Genomic DNA, 17,330 nt, shown 5'->3' with positions numbered 1-17,330 from the left:
GAACTCTTTCTTGAGATGAAAAAAGCTAAAATACTCATTTTATGCACGGGTAATTCATGCCGGAGCCAAATGGCCGAGGGCATTTTTCGAGAGGCGGCGGAGGGCCGTTTCGAGGTGCATAGCGCCGGTGTGAATCCCGCGGGAAGGATTCATCCCGGAGCAATCAAATACATGGCGGAAATCGGGATCGATATCAGCGGGCAGCGCTCAAAACACGTTGATGAGTTTTTGAATGCAGGTATTGATGTGGTCATTACCGTTTGTGACCACGCGCACGAGTCCTGTCCTGTTTTCCCGGGCGACGCGGATCGCTTCCATTGGAGCTTTGCCGATCCTGCTCATGCGGAAGGATCTGAAGGGGAGGTTCAGGCTGCTTTTCGCCAGACCCGGGATGAGATGCATCGGGTTTTCAAAGCGTTTTCCGCGGGATTTCGCACCGCGTTGAAAACCTGCGGCGGACAGCCGAATGAAGCGACAAGGGGGGCGTGATGAGCGAGTCTATCTCGAAGAGAATGTCGTTTCTCGATCGTTTCCTGACGATCTGGATCTTCGTAGCCATGGCCCTCGGCGTGGCCATCGGATCGTTGATGATCGGTGACCCGGAGGCATTCTTTGCTCCCCTCACGGTCGGTACGACCAATCTTTTGATCGCGGCCGGGTTGATCCTCATGATGTATCCGCCGCTGGCGAAGGTGAAATACGAACAGATGCCGAAGGTTTTCGCGAATCCGCGGGTGCTCGGCCTTTCGCTGGTTCAGAACTGGATCGTGGGGCCGGTATTGATGTTTGTACTGGCGGTGCTCTTTCTCCACAACCACCCGGAGTATATGGTTGGCCTGATTCTGGTGGGCATTGCCCGTTGTATCGCGATGGTGCTTGTCTGGAATCAACTTGCGAAGGGGAATTCTGAATACTGCGCGGGACTCGTCGCGCTGAATAGCGTGTTTCAGATCCTCTTTTTCGGACTCTACGCCTGGATCTTCATCACATGGCTGCCGGGGCTGCTGGGGATCGACCTTTCCGTGGTCCAGGGAATCGGCGGAAAGACGCTGGCGGATGTTACGATCGGGGAGATTTTCCGGAGCGTAATGATCTATCTCGGCATCCCCTTTGCGGCCGGCATTCTTAGCCGCGTAATCTTGATTCCCCTCAAAGGGGCGGAGTGGTACGACACGAAATTCGTGCCTCGAATCTCCCCGATCACCCTGATCGCGTTGCTTTTCACGATTGTCGTGATGTTCATGTTCAAGGGAGATGCGATCGTGAAATTGCCATTGGATGTTTTCCGGATCGCACTCCCTTTGGGCATCTATTTCGTTCTGATGTTTCTGGTCAGCTTCTATATGGGGAAGATGGCTGGCGCTGATTATTCTCGCAGCGCAACTCTCGCTTTCACGGCCTCGGGAAACAATTTTGAACTGGCGATCGCGGTCGCGATCGCGGTGTTCGGAATCACCTCCGGGGTTGCCTTTGCCACAGTCGTCGGTCCGCTGATCGAGGTGCCGGTCCTGATCGGGCTGGTGCATGTGGCCCTCTGGCTCCGCAGAAAGTATTTTGGGCACGACTTGGACCAGTCGAGAGTATTAGTCCCTCCAGTGAAGATAAAGTGTGCCCCGGAGGAAAGATCACTTTCGGATGGATAGGCGGATGTCCGGGACAATGACGCCGAGGGGAAGCGGAAAGCCGCGGGAAGACGTCAGGTCTTGACTCTTGACAGATGCATGTGGATTCGGCCCTTCTCCGGTAATTTGTCAAAGATCAAGACCTGACGTCTTGTGCTTCTTGGAGGGGGGCGGAAGGGGTCGACCTCATCTGAGTACAATCCACAAGACCTGGCCCCTTTGTATGCTATAGTTGATTCTTGCCAGATAGATATGACTTCGGCCCTTCGCCGGTCGTTTGTCGAAGATCAAGGCCCTGGCGTCTTTTGCGTCTGTCCAAATGAACGGCCGGAGGTATTTTTTGTGTCGTCAGGCGGTTTGACAAGGCGAGTGAGGCTTTGCATTGTTTTTCCCATGATTACATCAAAGGTAACAAGTCGCGGCCAAACCACACTGCCAAGGCGAGTGCGGGATGCATTGAAAATCAAGCCCGGGCAGAGCCTTGTGTATGAGGTCGAAGGAGACCGGGTGGTTCTCCATTCCCACCCCGGGGTGCTCGCGTCGTTCGGATCACTGAAGAAGCGGAAAGGCAAAGGGCGGCCGACTTTTCAGGAGGCACGCGCAGCGGCCCGGGTTGAGTGGGCCGAACATGCCGAACGAGAGGGCTCGGACAAGTGAAGTCCTGCCTGGTCGATACCAACGTGATTATCCGCTTTCTCACGGGAGAGCCGGAAAAACGGGCAACCCGCGCGAAGGATCTCTTCGCCGCCAATGAGTCCGGTGAGCTGACTTTGAAAGTGGTCCCTCTCGTGGTGGCCGAAGTTGTCTTCGTCCTCTCGGGCAAGGTTTACGGGTATGATCGGGACGAGGTTGCTTCGGCGCTGATTCCTTTTCTCCAATCTCCCTCCCTGGACGTCGAGAAACGTGACGTGGTGCTGCTCGCGCTGGAACTGTTCCGAAACCATTCAATCGATTATGTCGATGCCTGCCTCGCGGCAGAGGCGCGCTTGGTCGGTCACGCTGTGGCGAGCTTCGATACCGATTTTAAAAAGATCCCGAAGCTGACGCTGAAACATCCTTAACGCCCGCATCCTTTACTCGATGGTCAAGCATCGCCAGCCATTCGATCCGGGTCGTTTTGGCAACCCCGAGTTTCTTCGTCAGAAGAAAGAATACTCCCTGCGCAAACAAGCCGAACAGCTCGGATTTGTCCTCGTTCCCGTCGCCCCCCAGCCCGCATAAACATTGAAGTTTCATAGAAGAAGAAGTGGTGGGATCACCATCGTGTCATTGCGAGGAGGCTCCGCCGACGAAGCAATCCACGAAACAGCGACCCGCGCCCCCTTTCACGGAAGGTGGATTGCCGCGTCAGTCGTTCCTCCTTCTTCGCAATGACCGACGGTTGTCTGTTTTCCCACCGCTTTCAATCGCCCCCATCATTCTTCACCGCTTCTATGGATCGCCCAACCGTTCCCCACCCCGCCTGTTCTTCTCTTCGATCCAGCGGCTCATGAACTCGGTGCTCCGGTGGTGATGGTGACGCAACAAACGCCCGATAAAATGCCGCCGCCGGTCTTTGAGCCCGGTTTCCCTCAACCGTTGCAGTCGCTCGATGAGACGGGGTTTCCATTCCGACGCGGCCAAACGCTCGCGGGCAATGGCAAACCCTTGTTGCCGCACTCGTTCCCATTTCCCGGCGTCTTCATGGATGTCGACCGCGGTCTCGGCAAATGGACCGGCCTCCGCCTCGATCGGACAACCCCAATCGATCGAACCGTTCATCGACTCCGCCGCGATCGGAGTAACAATGGTCGGCGTGCCCGACAAAAAACCGTCAGCGACCTTCCCCTTCTGACCCGCCCCAAAACGCAGCGGCGCCAGATTTACCCGATAACGGCGGAGCGTATCCAAGGCATCTTTCGCCCGACCCAAAACGTGAATCCCATCCCGCTCACGGTGCAACTGCCGGGCTTTCTCCGGTTCATAAGCCCCAAAGATATGCAATTCCGCGGCAGGCAACTTCGCCCGAACCAGCGGCCAGATTTCCCGGCAACACCACTGCACCGCATCCCAGTTGGGCTCGTGCAGATAATTCCCCATCATCACATAATTTTTTCGGGCCGCGAAACAGGGAGCCTCTTCATCCGGTTCCGGCAACATCAGGGGCAGATACGCCAACTGGCTCGATGGCACCTGAAACACCCGTTCGATTAAATCGAGTTCATATTCCGAAATGATCAGACTCAAATCGGACCGAAAAATCGCCGCGATCTCCCGCAGCGCGATGTCGTTACAAAGTTCCAGCTCGCCCCCTTCGACCAACTGCTTTCGGCGGGCTTCACGCAGCGAATGCAAGTCACTCGTGTCAATCACCCGCATCGCCTCGGGACAATTTTTCTCCACCCGCCACCCGAACTGCTCCTCGATCATATAACGATCAAAAACCACCAACTCTGGCCGCAACCCCCGAACCCACGAATCGAACCCCGAATCGTTCACCGCCACTTGTTGACAATCAACCCCGATCGCCCCCAAATCAGCGGCATACGGCGAAGCCATCGCCGCGGTGGCAAAAATCGTCGGCCACCCAGCCTCCCGAAAGGCCCGCAAGAGCTCCAACGTCCGCCCCCCCGCCGCACTCGACCCCGGCTCCGGCCAGGTTTTCCCAATCAACAACGTCCGCATTCCGCAAAATCTCCCCTCTCCCTATCTCAAATCTCAAAACTCAAATCTCACCGGCCCTCGCCGATGATCACCGACGGTCACATCATCTCCAAAATCTGGATCACACGAAAAACGTCAGGTCTTGTCCCTTGACAGCTGTGTATGGAATAGGAGCCTCCCCCGGTGATTTGTCAAAGATCAAGATCTGACGTCTATCACGTCTGTCTGACCCTTCACTTTCCCCTTACGAATTGCTTCCGCAAAACGCGCTTGGTTAAAAGAGCCACCTTTTGAGACCTTGACCCAGCTTGCCAAGCACGGGTTAAAGGTGGGGTAGTAGAGTTTGACGCCTCTGTTATAAATCGCCGCCAAGTAAGAGAACGAACTTTTGGACATCAGCAGCACGTCGCTTTCAATAAAAGCACGCATTGCTATGGTCGCATCTTCCGCAAGTTTCAAGGCGTATCCACGTTTTGTGAACTCTTCGAAATCCAACGGATCACCTTGGGAATGCACGGTCACACGCCAGGCTAGGCCGAGCTGCTGCAGGCTTTCCTCAACACCCGCAATAACACGAAGTATAACGGAGTTTTCGGTATAGCGCATCGAGTTTCTGTTTTTTGCCACATCGCCGCGACGGACATGCACCGCTACCGACAGGCGTGGATCATCCGATTGTTTCGGCCACTCGTATCTGGATGTGAAGATGCTGGTTGAACGATCGAGCAGGTAAGGGTGCCTCCGGTAAAGCCAGAAGCATTGGGGTAAACGGAGGATGACATCTTTGCTCCATTGTGCCCTACCCGCCAGAATGTCCGCGTAACAGATGACGCGGTCCTCGCGTCCACTGACGGACTCCTCGCCTCGCCCCAGATTGAGGAGGTCTTCCCACGCCGAAACGTTGTTGTTATTAACGTGATCAATCGACCGAAATGGCGTATCAACGTAAGTTGCGCCGAAGACATGGGCGAAAAGCAGGCCAGACAATCTTGCCATGGCCTGCATGCCGACGCCATCGAGGCGTCCCGCGATCGTGAACCGCGCATCTGGAGGAAGCAAACCGCGTTCGAGCCGCTTGGCAAAATCATGCGCGAGAAAGTTTTTGTCCGATTTAGGTTCAATTCCAATGGCGAGCTTGGTACGATACCATTTCAATCGGATAGGGTATTCCATGCGGTTCCATTTGCTCATCATGGCCAAAAGCTCGTGCTGTTTTTTTGTCATTTTGTCAGTTATTGTCACTGTGACCTGAAATTGTCATCTTCCGCCTGATTCAATCTCTTGATGTTAATTAGATAGGTTGCACGCTCTAAATATCTGATTTCGGCCGTCAGACGAAAAACGTCAGGTCTTGTCCCTGGACATAGTGTGACGCCACCTCACAATCTTCACGCGGCGTTAACCGGACCGCATGAATGCGGGCGCCAACCGCTTGCTCTGGAACGGGGAGAACGTTCAACACCGCCGCACTGTCGAATCAGGCTGTAGCCGCGAAAAGGCGCAAAATGCTCAAGGTAAATCGTCGAGTCTTCAGGGGAAGACGAAAAACAGGTTGGATGGCGTCCTCATCGTGCGGAGGTTAAATAAGGATGCCAACGTTTGCATCCCTATTGATCAGGGCAAAAGCGAAATAATTTCGCTTTTGGACCTTACCTCACCGGTAAGCGAAACAGGGGGACTTCTCTGGCATCTGCCCTTTTCATTCCAAATCGCTGGCGAGTTCGTTTCTGATCGGAAGTCTGAATTGAATCGGCCTCCGTTCTGCTCCGCCTCGTCCCTCGATGATCATCGCACTACGCACATAGAACGAGCCCCCTTCCCGAACAAGCTGAAATCTGTCGTCCGCAGAATAAGGATCTGACGGCAGGACAGGAAGATACGCAGGAACCAGTTTGTCCAGGTCCTGAGGAAGTTCGCCATTCTCCAGCCTGAACTGCTCTGCCGCAACAGCGATTCGAATGGCTCGAAGAAAAGTCACGGCTCGATTGTCGGATTCCATCACGCGCTCCACTGCAGGGATCGCGATGTTTGCGATTAAGCGGCCATGGATCATCTCGAATCGATCATCCCTCTTATTCCACACAACTTTCACGCGTTCAGAAAACGGCAATGCAGCCACCCGCAGGTACTCCTGCATTTCCCCCAGGTAGAAAGTTTGATCCCTCGCCAACATTCCGCTTAACCGGTAGAGAGTGAAAAACGAGTTTTCTTCCCGCCTATGCCCATCTTCAACGGCGCTTGGGATGTTCCCGGAAAATTGTCGGTAGATCCAGCCACCATAGGCAACTTCCGCTCCGAGTGGCGCCTCCATGCGGGGTCCCTTCTCCAACGCTTTTAGTTTCGTCTGCAGAGAAGAAAGAGCAGAAGAAGAAAGTTCCACCTCGCCGATGATCCGTTCCAGGGCTATTCCTCCGATTGATTCCAGAGCGATCTGCATCATGTGAGAAATCAAGGTGGGCTCCTCGGAAATGTGTTCCGCAATCCGAAGGATGGCCCGAACTGCATCAAAGGCTCGTGTAGTATCCCCATCGGCAGCCGCGACAATCGCTTCAGCTGCCAATATCCGTCCTGCTTCTCTCAAGTTGCTAACATGCAGTATCAGCAAGTCCGATCCTTGGGTAAAATCGAGATCGAAACGAAGGTAAGGAAAAGCTGCCGCCTTCTTGTACAAGTGAATTGCGTTCTTGTTGGCAGACGCAATTTCCCGCATCGACTCCAGGGCCGCCGGGGCAATGGACTCGAATTTTGCGGAAGGCCTCAGGGCCTCTTTCAATTCCTCTATGGGCAGATCTTCAGTCGTCATTTCTGAAAATGCCTGAGCGTAGAGATTCCTGGCATTTTCTGCCGGATCGCGGCCATGCTCATGATATCGGCGATTTACCTCTTCGAGAGTAACGGGAATACCGGCGGCCTCCAGCTCCGCCCACTTCTCAGCCAGGGCGGATTCCGCCTGGGAGCTGTGAACTATCGGCAAGACGGCTCCGATCAGGATCAGAAGTCCGAACCCTCCTCCAACCCAAAGGAGAGATTTCTTCGGTATCCGGGCAGACTTGCACTGGGGCACTTGAGGGTTCATTGGCTTGGAAGGGTAGATCGAGGCATCTGGAAAGCAACGGGAAAGATGTGCCTTGAATCCAGGCAATATCGGGCCTGCGCCCTCTCAAAAACGAAATGATTTCGCTTTTGCCCCTCACTTCACCGCCAAGCGAAAACCCAATCTCAACCTCGCCTCCGTCGTTTTGCAGCTCGATCACTCCTTTGCTACGTAGCCATCATCCTCTTACACCCGACCAAAGCACACTTGAGAATTCATTCAACGAAGAATGCGCTTAAGAGATCGTCCTTCGCCAGCATAACGATAACCGGCGCAGCCAAAGACGTCAGGTCTTGACTCTTGACAGACAAAAGGCATCAGAAACGGTTTTCCGCCCGGTTTCCGCGCATGACGTGTAAACCCACCGCATGACAATATCCGGCGTGCGTTAGCTAGACCCCATCCGAAAAGAGTTGGCAGCGACCGGATCGGCCCGGAAACACACCCCACCGCTCTAGCGAGCGGTCCCCCCCTCTCAAGAGGGGATCTTTTTGTAAGCAGTTCCCCTTTTGAGAGAGGGACCATGCGCGAGCATGGTGGGGTGTGTTGTCTTCCCCGCTGTTACAGTGCCACATATTCCTTCACTGACATCAATGGATTCGCCTCTGTGTCTCTCACCGAGATCCTTATGGCATAAAGACGATTTTGGGTGAAGAGAGTTCTTCGGATCGGTTTTTACGGCATTCTCATTTCCTCTCCCCGAACTATTCATCATGTTCAAGCTGTAACCGAAGCGCCAAACCCAATTGGATAAGTGACACGCCGGGCCTCGATCCCGATCTCTACCAACTGGGTGGGCCAATGACGAACGGCCCGCGGGGGGGACACCCCAAAACGCCGCTCAACGGTTTTGCATTTCAACATTTCGGGAACTCACATCGCTGAGATCGGCTGGAGTCGCCCAGAGCCGGGACGCATGATGGTCGATGATCTCCCCCTTATTATTGAACACTTTGATATCTTGTGATTTTCCGTGGATCGTCAGGAGAATGAAGTGCAGCATCGATTCAGCCCTCTCGAGATACCAGACTTCAGCGGCGTCATGAACCGGCCTTGGCGGCACCCCCCAGGCACCGTCTCCGATATAGACGATCCCGTCCGGATCCTCCTGGCCTCGGAGAATCGGAACGGTCCGCTTGTACGAATGGTCGTGATTCTCAAAGGCGACCCGGACTCCCGCCTCTTCAAACAAAGGCACCCAGTGCTGGCGAATGCTGGTGCTCGCCCGTCCGGTGTAATTGCGGACAGACGGGTAAGCTGGCACATGGTAGATCGGAATCAGATGGGGAACATTGGTCCGTTCACGGAGTTGCTCGGTCAACCACTCCGTCTGGCGACCTTCAATCGGTCCCGAGTGATCGCTGTCGAGAAAGACCCAGGTCATATAATCCCCGAAATCGAGCAGGCCGTAGCCGGGATGTCCCGGAAACGCGAACAGGTTGTAAAAATACGGCGCAATTCGTTCGCGGTATTCATCGGTGTCCTTGTAGGCCTCAACGCCTCCTTCCTGACGAAAATAAGAGCGTCCCAGATAAACCTCGTGGTTCCCGATCGCCGTAAGTGTCGGCACCACGCGACCTCCCTTGGTGATCAAGGTCTCCATCATGACATCGAAGAACTCGTATTCCCGGTAAAGAAAATCCTCTCGGCCGTCGGAATAGGCCAAATCTCCGCCCCAGACGATAAACTCGGGATCAAAACGCATCACCTGCCGGTTGACCTCCTCCATCAAATCCCGACTCATCCGCACATCGCCCCCGACCGCGATACGTATAGGCCGGTCCGGGCTCTCCGGCATCGTCCGGAACTTGTAGAACTGACTGTTAAGCCCCTCTTCGACGTTTTTGATCCGGAAACGATAATCCGTGTCGGGATCGAGTCCCGTAAGTTCCGTGGTATGAACGAAACGATCCGAAAAGGCCATCGGATGACTGCGCGAAGGGACAGTAGTCAGCTCTTCATCGTCCAGGTAACTAAAGGCCACTCCGCCTTCAGCCACTTCTCCCCGCGTGTGCCACTGGATGGTCATCGTCGTAAGCGGATCCCGCTGCCACGATAAATACAGCGCCGCCGGTTCCCGGGTCTCCTCTCGTTTGGGAAACAAGGTCAAATGGGACTTCCCCCGCTTGATATGAAAGCTCCGGTTGTCACTGTCATTGACACCGAGATGGCGTCCGGTGATCGCAAGTGTGAGATGGCCGTCATCCACAAATCTCGGATCCATCGGCACGGGAAAAACCACTTCGGTGCTCGTTCCTCCAGCAGTTTCCTCCGCAGTCCACGTTCCCAGGGAAACCGCATGAATCGCCGCTGCAGGATCGGTCACCAATGAATCCATGCTGTCACCGCCGGCGGGAGCGTTGTCCCAAGTGATCGTCGCCGGATCCCAATCACCGCTACCGGCGCCGGCGATGACCCAAATCTCCAGATCATGGCGCCGCCAATCGTCCTTGACTACCCTCAGGAATCCAGGTTCGACCAAATAATCGGCTCCGGCCTCGCTCAAGTCGAACCGCAGGTAAATCCGTCGGGTTCCCTCCGGCGTGTTCCCGAGTTCAGCCACCAGGCTCTCACCTTCCTGCACTTCCCCGGAGTGCTCTCCACCCCGGATTAAAGCATCGGCTTCCACCTCAAAACTGACGCGGTTCATGTAATGAGGTTGCAATGTCAACTGCGCCCCTCTCAACACCGTCACCCCCAAAAGGGAGGCGATTCCCACTGCGATGATCACTTGATTTTTCATCCTTGATTTCTCACATAAGCGCAAGATTCCTGTCGTTGGCCGCATTCTGAACGAGGCGAGCTGGTTACCCTCAAACCGGCATGCCGATAGAAGAGAAGGCGGAAACCAGCGGCCCCGGTTCCCGGTTGGCCAGCTCCAGTCTTAAATTCCCGGGGCTGCCGAGTCGCAACGAAACGATGACTCAAATCGTTGCAGGGGTCAACGCTGCTCCGGTTGGCCGGATTTTCCTTGCCGCAGGATTTTCAGCGATTCTCCAGAGGTCAGGATGGAAACGCCCATGTAGGGGTGAAAATTTCAACTCCATACCTGAATCAGGCTGTAGCCGCGAAACGACGCAAAATGCTCGCGGTAAATCGTCGAATCTTCAGGGGAAGATTCGCTACAAGACCCCGAGGCACGTTTGACCGCAGATTGAAAATGACTTGTTACTCAGCCCGCCCCCATCCTGGCCTCTGGGCAATGGAGAAGTTCAATCCCAAGACTTGATTTCAATAGCTAGCTAGGTAATCTGGCTGAATGAATGAGATTGAGGTAGGTGCATTTGAAGCGAAGAACCGGCTTTCGGCCTTGGTCGATGAGGCGGCGAAAGGTCAGCGGGTTTGGATCACCAAGCGGGGGAAACGGGTTGCCCTACTCTCTTCGGGACGGGAGTCCGAGCCGAAGGAGACGCCCGAGGAGATTCTCGCCCAATTCAGAAAACTGCGACGGTCGGCGCGCAAAGGCCCTGAGTCGCTCAAATCCCTTATCGAGGAGGGCCGACGTTGAAGCGAATCGTCGCCGACGCCTCTTTTTGCGGGGCCTGGATGCTCCCCGACGAGAGTTCATCGCGGGCCGAGAAAGTACTGGCCGCGCTCCTGCGCGGAGAATTGGAACTGTGGACGCCGGCACTGTGGACTTACGAGCTGGCAAACATGCTCCGTTCGGCCCATCGCCGGAAACGCATGAAAGAGGAGGCGATATCCGACGGTTTGGAATTGCTCGCTAAGGTTCGAGCGAGGCACGTCGATGTTCCGGAAGGATTGACCGTCGAGCGGATCACGCGGCTAGCTCTCCAATTTGATCTGTCAGCCTACGATGCCGCTTATCTGGAACTTGCTGATCGGTTGCGCGCGCCCTTGCATACCGGGGACGTGCGGCTGGCTGATGCAGCCAGAAATCTCAACGTGCTTCCCTGACCTTCAGAGCCCTTGGGGTCGGGACAGCCTCACCTTTCAATCCTTTCGCTGCGTGAATTGGTCCGGAACCGCTTGAATGCGGGAATCCAACCGCTTGCTCTGGAATGGGGAAACGTTCAACACCGCCGCACCGTCGAATCTTCAGGGGAAGATTCGCTACAAGACTCCGAGGCACGTTTGAAGGTCATCACCAAACTCGACGGCGAAGCGGATGTGATTCTCCGCTTCGCTCCGTCATCGGTGCCCGGCGGGGCTGATCTTTTACAATCTCTTGACCGCCACCGGTATTGCGCAATTGGCCAAGAATCGTTTCTCTCTTCAGCACGGCCCGCGCGGGCTCATTTGTTTCAACACTCCCGCGCCGCTTGCCGCAATTTCCGACAATACAGAAAGAGACGGACTATATGACACTGAGAGAAAATCTGCCGGGCAAACACACGATGGTGCGTCCCGATTTCCTTTTCGGGCTCGGGGTTCATCTGGTCGGAAACGGGCTGCTCGTTTTGACCATCTACTACCTCGTCATGGACATCTCTGCCCAGGGCGCCCAAGAGATCCTCGCCTGGGTCATACCGTTCGGCTATGGTTGCTGTTTCTTCGGAGCGCTCTCTCTCGGGGCGGCATTGACCTCCCGGAACCTCACCGCACCTGTCGAGAAGCAAGGTCGTTGGAGCAAATGGCTCATCCGGAGAATCACGCCGTTTGCGAACGGTAGCCGCGCCGGCGCGGCCGGGAAATCGCCGGACACTCGCGCACCTTCCCCCGCCCAAGTGGAACAGGCTCTCCAAGCCGCCCAGACCGCGGACTGGATCCGTTTCAAGGATTTGGGCATGGACTATTTCCGTGAGATCGGTTTCCGGGTGCTGGACCAGCCGCAACGGGCCTGCGGAGTCGATTTCCTCCTATATACGGAGACCGACCTCGATGTCGTGGCCGTGCGTTGCTTGCCTCGCGGGACCAAACGGGTGGATGTGGACCAGGCGCGGACGTTTCATCGCGCGGCCCGACTCGCCGGCGCCAGTCTCGGAGTCGTGCTGACCACCGGGGTGATCGACGAAGAAGCGATCGAATTCGGTCACGCCAACGGGGTCGAGCTGCTCGGCGGACAGGAATTCATCACCCGCGTTTTATTGTTACCCCCGGAAACCGCTCGAAATTTGCTCTCCAAAGTCGAAACCGCCGACGAGAATTGATCGACCGCCCGGCGGTCTCGCTCAGTCCTTCGGCCATCGGCGGCGAAGGCGGGCGGCAGGGAAGCCACCTCTCCAAAGGATTGCTTCCGCGGGCACCTCCCCGCTTCCCCCGGTTATTTTGATGGCGCTTGCATGCCGACCGGCCGGACCGTAGACTTTCTTTCTGTGCCATTCCCATTGAGCCAGCCGGGCGCTAGACGGCAGCCAGTTCTACATTGGGCGCCGATTGCGGTTCTTCTGCTCGCCCTTCTGGCAACCGTTGCGGTCGCCCATCGGTTCGATGTGACCGCGAAGGCGCGGGATCAAGCCCGCTTTGACGGCTTGGCGATTCAGATCAGCGACGCGATCCATGAGCGGGTCAGCGTCTATACGGCGATTCTGCGTAGCGGAACTGCCATGATGGCGAGCCGAGAGGAAGTGACTGAGGAGGAGTTTCGAAAATATGTCGACCGCCTCCGCATTGAGCGAAACTATCCGGGAATCCAAGGCTTCGGATTCGCCCAGCGGGTTCGGCCGGAGGAACGGGAATCGGTGATCGATACCATGCGGGAGGTCCGTCCGAATTTCGATATCCGACCGGAGGGCGTCCGCGAAGAATCGTTCCCGATCGTTTTCCTCGAACCTCAGGATGAGAGAAACCGAGTCGCCATCGGTTACGATATGTTCAGCGAACCGATCCGCCAGGAGGCGATGGCCCGCGCCCGCGACACCGGCCGTCCCGCCGCCTCTGGGCGGGTCACGCTGGTGCAGGAAATCGATCCCGAGAAACAGGCGGGGTTCCTGATCTATACGCCCTCCTACAGTGGCGGCGGCATCCCCGATGAGGTGGAGGAAAGGCGCCGGACCGTGCTTGGTTTTATCTATAGCCCCTTCCGGGCGGATGACCTTTTTGAGGGAATCTTTTCCCCGGCCACTCCGCCCAGCCTATATTTTGAAGTCTACGATGGAACGGAGATCGACGACGCAAATATTCTCCACCGCTCCCGGATCCGGCCGGCGGACCACCCTCTCCTCACCGGCACCTTGCCGATCGAGATCGCGGGGCGACCCTGGACGTTGCGCCTGGTGACAACGCCCCGGTTCGAAAGCGAATCGAGTCAACCTCTCTCCGGTTGGATCCTGGCCGGTGGCGTCGTTCTCAGCGGGATTTTCTTCGTCATCACCCACGCCTTGGCCTCCGCGGTATCGCGAGCCGAGAAGGCACAGCGGCAGGCGATCGCCCAACGGGAAGAATACCACGTGACCTTGGCCAGCATCGGGGACGCCGTCATCGCCACCAACGAGGCCGGAACGATCATCTTCATGAACGCCGTGGCCGAAGAATTAACCGGCATCACCCAGGACCAGGCTCAAGGCAAACCGCTGCGGGAAAATTTCCGGATCGTCCACGAGGAGACGCGCAAGCCGTTGCCCGATCCGGTCGAAGCGGTCCTCAACAACAACCACACGGTCCATATTCCCAACCAATCGCTCCTTCTCGCGGCCGATGGAACGGAAAGGGCGATCGAAGACAGCGCGGCACCAATCCGCGATGCCGCAGGCCGGCTCAAAGGAGCGGTGCTGGTTTTCCGCGACGTCACCAAGAGAAAAACGGCGGAGGAGGAACGGCAAAAGGCGCGCAGCGAATTGGCCGAAATCGAAAGCCGTTTTCGACTCATTGTGGAAAACGCCCGCGATTTCGCCGTTTTCACCTTCGACCGGGACGGGAAAGTCAGTCAATGGACGCCGGGGGCCGAAGTGGTTTTCGGTTATTCCACGGAAGAAATGATCGGCATCGACGTCGGGACTCTCTTCACCCCCGAGGACCGCGCCGCGGGGGTTCCGGCGGAAGAGCGCAAGATCGCGTCCGACACCGGATCGCGCGTGGAAGAGCGCTGGTTGCAACGAAAGGACGGCAGCCGGTTCTTCGCCAGCGCGGCGGTCCGACCGGTCCTCGACGGAGACGGCGCCTTCAACGAGTTCGCCAAAGTTGCCTGGGACATAACCGAACGGAAACGCTGGGAAGAAGAACTGGAAGAGGTGGTGAAAGAACGGACCTTGCTCCTCACCGAAACGGTCTCCGAGCTGGAAGCCTTCTCCTATAGCCTTTCCCATGATCTCCGGGCCCCGCTGCGGGCGATGCAGAGCTTTGCCCAAGCCCTCGAAGAGGACTTCAGCGACCAACTGGGCGAAGTCGGCCAGGATTACATCCGGCGCATCGTCAACTCCGGGCGCAAGCTCGATCAACTGATCCAGGATGTGCTGACCTACAGCCAGGTGAGCCGCGCCGATCCGGTGCTGGATACGATCGACCTCGCGCAATTGATCGACGAAATCGTGAGCCACTACCCGGCGTTGCAGGAACCGCAGGCGAAGATCGAACTCCACCCTCCCCTCCTGCCGGTGCGAGCCCACGCGTCGATGCTCTCCCAATGCCTCTCGAATCTTCTCACCAACGCGGTGAAGTTCGTCCCGCCCGACAGGCGACCGGAAGTCCGGATCACAACCGAACGACGGGAAAAGCGGGTAAGAATCACCGTGGCCGACAACGGCATCGGAATCGCCGACCATCAACACCAACGCATTTTCCAAATGTTCGAGCGGGTCCATAGCGACAAGGAGTTTGAGGGAACGGGCATCGGCTTGGCCATCGTGCAGAAGGCCGCGGAACGCATGGGGGGCGCCGCCGGCGTGGACTCGGAACCAGGAACCGGAAGCCGGTTTTGGATCGACCTGCCGGCCGCCGACTGAATCGCCATGGACACCATCCTCCTGGTCGAAGACAACCCCGACGACATCTTCTTCGTGAAGCGGGCCTTCAAGGCAAACGCCATTTCCCATCCCCTGCAGGTCGTCGAAGACGGCCAGACTGCCATCGACTACCTCAGCGGCGCCGGACCGTTTGGTGATCGCCAAAAACATCCGTTGCCCTCCCTCATCCTGATCGACTTGAAACTCCCCCAACGTCCCGGTCTGGAAGTGCTCGCGTGGATCCACGGGCAACCCCAATTGCAGCATGTCATCGTGATCGTCCTGACGTCCTCCCACCTGCCGGTCGACATCGAGCGCGCCTATGCCTTGGGCGCCCATTCCTTTCTGGTCAAACCTCCCAATTCGCGGCAATTGACCGAATTGATCGCGCTGATCGAACGATATTGGTTGAAATACAACCGGCCGCCTCCCCCGTCGCGACCATCCACCGGTCCGTCCAGCCGACCATAGTCCAGCCACGGGGACGGAGACGGAGGGCGCGAGGTTCACCAAACCCGCCGGTTGACCTGCAACTCCAGGAGATCCTGGGTAGCCTGATCGAAGGCGGCGAGGAAATCGAGTCCGGTACGCTCCTCGATTGCCCGGATGCTGGTGAGGAATTCCGCCGGATCCTCCTTGCCGGAAACCTCCTGCGGAATGATGAACGCAAGGGCCCTCAATCCGTTTTCGTGTTCATCCAGAATCACCTTGAAGCAAGCCTCCGGCACCGCGACCGCCCCACCGCCCAGCCACTGTTTTCCGCTGGCGGGATAAACCGGACCGGTGATCACCCAGACTTCTGAAAACCGGCGGGTGTAACGGCGGATGATCCGCTGCTCCAGATCCCGCCAAACCTGCCGGTTGAGGGCGGGGGTCTGGGGAACGATGTTCGACATAAAAAACGTTTCCGCCTGCGCCGCATCTCCGTGCATGACGGCGATCGCGTAGTTGGGCGCCATGTGGCCGCGATCATATCCGCTGTTGGTGTAAAGCCCCGGGTGAATCCTGGAGCGGGTCCGCGGATCCGGCACGAAACGCTCCGGCCTTTCCCCCGCGTTCATCGAATCCGGGGCAAACGCCCGGTAGGCCACCCAAGCCGGATTCCCTCGGACCTCGTCGTAACCGACGATGTAACCGACGTTTTCCAAAACCCGCAACGGACGAACACTGGCCGGCAATCCTCCGAGAACGTGGGTGCGGTCCCCCTCGTAACGGGCTGTATCGACGGTGAACCCGACATGGAGCGGCACCCGGTCGGCCACGAAATCGAGAACCAACCGGACCTCCACCGGCAAGTGGCGATTCTCCCTCAGCAGATCCAACGCGAGCAGCGTGTAATGCTCCGCCTTCTCCTGGGTCTCGCGTTCCTGCTGCTGATACCAGAGAAACCCCACGCCCCCGCCGATTCCGACCGCCACGATGGTCGCGAAAAACAACCCGAAACTGAACCGCTTCAGCCGTCGAGCCATTCCCCGCGGCCGAAGCGCCCGACCCCGGCCGACTCCGTTGCCCTTACGCCGTCCTCCCGCGCCGCGGCCTCTTGTTTGCTTTGCCGTTTTCACCTCCCCGAATACGTCCGATTCAAGAACCGCTGGCAAGCCCCGCTTCCGGCAACCAGCGACCCATTTCGGACCAGGTATGATGTCAAATCTTGCCTCTTCCCTACCACTGGGAGGGATGGCATCCTGCCGTCCGCCGTCGGCGTCGGGCTCAGACGCAGGTCGGCTGGAAGCCAACCCTCCAATTTGGTCCGCACAGAAGCCATCCAACGTAGTAGGGTTGGCTCCGCCGACCCTACCGTTTGGTCTCCGAAACGCGGGGGCCGACCAATCCCGCCAGCGACGCGTGACATCGAACTTTCGGCCATTCGTCTCTGGCCGCTGCTGTCGGGCGGCGGAGCCAACCCGACTACGAAATGACGTCGCGGAGAACCCGATAATACCTCCCTGCCACTGGGAGGGATGGCATCCTGCCGTCCGCCGTCGGCGTCGGGCTCAGAGGCAGGTCGGCTGGAAGCCAACCCTCCGATTTGGGCCGTACAGAAGCCGTTCAACGTAGTGGGGTTGGCTCCGCCGCCCTACCGTTTGGTGGGCGAAACGCGGGAGCCGACCAATCCCCGGCGACGCGTGA

14 protein-coding genes are annotated in these 17,330 nt (G+C 57.3%); 9 read left to right on the top strand and 5 right to left on the bottom strand.

Annotated features, from left to right (window positions below; genetic code table 11):
* Nucleotides 1-15: 15 nt before the first annotated feature.
* The 4 genes from ACWUI2_RS12045 (at nt 16) to ACWUI2_RS12030 (ending at nt 2,683) form a co-directional block, all read left to right on the top strand.
* Nucleotides 16-489 carry an arsenate reductase ArsC gene (locus ACWUI2_RS12045; protein WP_486983093.1) on the top strand — a complete coding sequence of 158 codons (474 nt, stop codon included), beginning with the start codon at nt 16-18 and terminating at the stop codon, nt 487-489.
* The gene (gene arsB / locus ACWUI2_RS12040) at nt 489-1,643 is read left to right on the top strand and encodes an ACR3 family arsenite efflux transporter (protein WP_486983092.1); all 1,155 of its coding nucleotides are present in this window, start codon (nt 489-491) and stop codon (nt 1,641-1,643) included. Before ACWUI2_RS12045 ends, arsB begins: the two co-directional genes overlap by 1 nt.
* A 372-nt stretch (nt 1,644-2,015) precedes the next feature.
* On the top strand, nt 2,016-2,279 hold the full coding sequence (locus ACWUI2_RS12035) for an AbrB/MazE/SpoVT family DNA-binding domain-containing protein (protein WP_486983091.1): 264 nt from the start codon (nt 2,016-2,018) through the stop codon (nt 2,277-2,279).
* A complete protein-coding gene (locus ACWUI2_RS12030) occupies nt 2,276-2,683 on the top strand; it encodes a type II toxin-antitoxin system VapC family toxin (protein WP_486983090.1) in 408 nt (135 codons plus the stop codon). Before ACWUI2_RS12035 ends, ACWUI2_RS12030 begins: the two co-directional genes overlap by 4 nt.
* Nucleotides 2,684-3,053: 370 nt before the next feature.
* Here ACWUI2_RS12030 and ACWUI2_RS12025 read toward each other — a convergent pair whose 3' ends face one another.
* From ACWUI2_RS12025 to ACWUI2_RS12010, 4 genes are all read right to left on the bottom strand, one after another.
* Entirely contained in the window at nt 3,054-4,286 is a 1,233-nt protein-coding gene (locus tag ACWUI2_RS12025) for a glycosyltransferase (protein ID WP_486983089.1), read from the bottom strand.
* 177 nt (nt 4,287-4,463) lie between these two features.
* Nucleotides 4,464-5,489, bottom strand: coding sequence for a hypothetical protein (locus ACWUI2_RS12020; RefSeq protein WP_486983088.1), 1,026 nt, complete (start codon nt 5,487-5,489; stop codon nt 4,464-4,466).
* A 475-nt stretch (nt 5,490-5,964) separates the two neighbouring features.
* Complete coding sequence (locus ACWUI2_RS12015; protein WP_486983087.1) at nt 5,965-7,341, bottom strand: hypothetical protein; 1,377 nt, start codon at nt 7,339-7,341, stop codon at nt 5,965-5,967.
* Between the two features lie 859 nt (nt 7,342-8,200).
* Nucleotides 8,201-10,102, bottom strand: coding sequence for a fibronectin type III domain-containing protein (locus tag ACWUI2_RS12010; protein ID WP_486983086.1), 1,902 nt, complete (start codon nt 10,100-10,102; stop codon nt 8,201-8,203).
* A gap of 516 nt (nt 10,103-10,618) precedes the next feature.
* On the opposite strand from ACWUI2_RS12010, the gene ACWUI2_RS12005 reads away from it, so the two are divergent.
* The 5 genes from ACWUI2_RS12005 to ACWUI2_RS11985 all read left to right on the top strand — a co-directional run bounded on the left by ACWUI2_RS12005 (nt 10,619) and on the right by ACWUI2_RS11985 (nt 15,671).
* Nucleotides 10,619-10,867, top strand: coding sequence for a type II toxin-antitoxin system Phd/YefM family antitoxin (locus ACWUI2_RS12005; RefSeq protein ID WP_486983085.1), 249 nt, complete (start codon nt 10,619-10,621; stop codon nt 10,865-10,867).
* On the top strand, nt 10,864-11,277 hold the full coding sequence (locus ACWUI2_RS12000; RefSeq protein WP_486983084.1) for a type II toxin-antitoxin system VapC family toxin: 414 nt from the start codon (nt 10,864-10,866) through the stop codon (nt 11,275-11,277). Before ACWUI2_RS12005 ends, ACWUI2_RS12000 begins: the two co-directional genes overlap by 4 nt.
* A gap of 404 nt (nt 11,278-11,681) precedes the next feature.
* Nucleotides 11,682-12,470 carry a restriction endonuclease gene (locus ACWUI2_RS11995; RefSeq protein WP_486983083.1) on the top strand — a complete coding sequence of 263 codons (789 nt, stop codon included), beginning with the start codon at nt 11,682-11,684 and terminating at the stop codon, nt 12,468-12,470.
* Nucleotides 12,471-12,635: 165 nt separating this feature from the next.
* A complete protein-coding gene (locus tag ACWUI2_RS11990; protein ID WP_486983082.1) occupies nt 12,636-15,200 on the top strand; it encodes a CHASE domain-containing protein in 2,565 nt (854 codons plus the stop codon).
* A gap of 6 nt (nt 15,201-15,206) precedes the next feature.
* Entirely contained in the window at nt 15,207-15,671 is a 465-nt protein-coding gene (locus ACWUI2_RS11985; protein WP_486983081.1) for a response regulator, read from the top strand.
* 35 nt (nt 15,672-15,706) lie between these two features.
* On the opposite strand, the gene ACWUI2_RS11980 is transcribed toward ACWUI2_RS11985, so the two are convergent.
* Nucleotides 15,707-16,669 carry a DNA/RNA non-specific endonuclease gene (locus tag ACWUI2_RS11980; RefSeq protein WP_486983080.1) on the bottom strand — a complete coding sequence of 321 codons (963 nt, stop codon included), beginning with the start codon at nt 16,667-16,669 and terminating at the stop codon, nt 15,707-15,709.
* Between the last annotated feature and the right edge of the window lie 661 nt (nt 16,670-17,330).

The organism is Verruconatronum alginivorum (assembly GCF_056590205.1).
The sequence above is the reverse complement of the archived record's forward strand: the minus strand, read 5'-3'. Positions and strand labels throughout refer to the sequence as shown.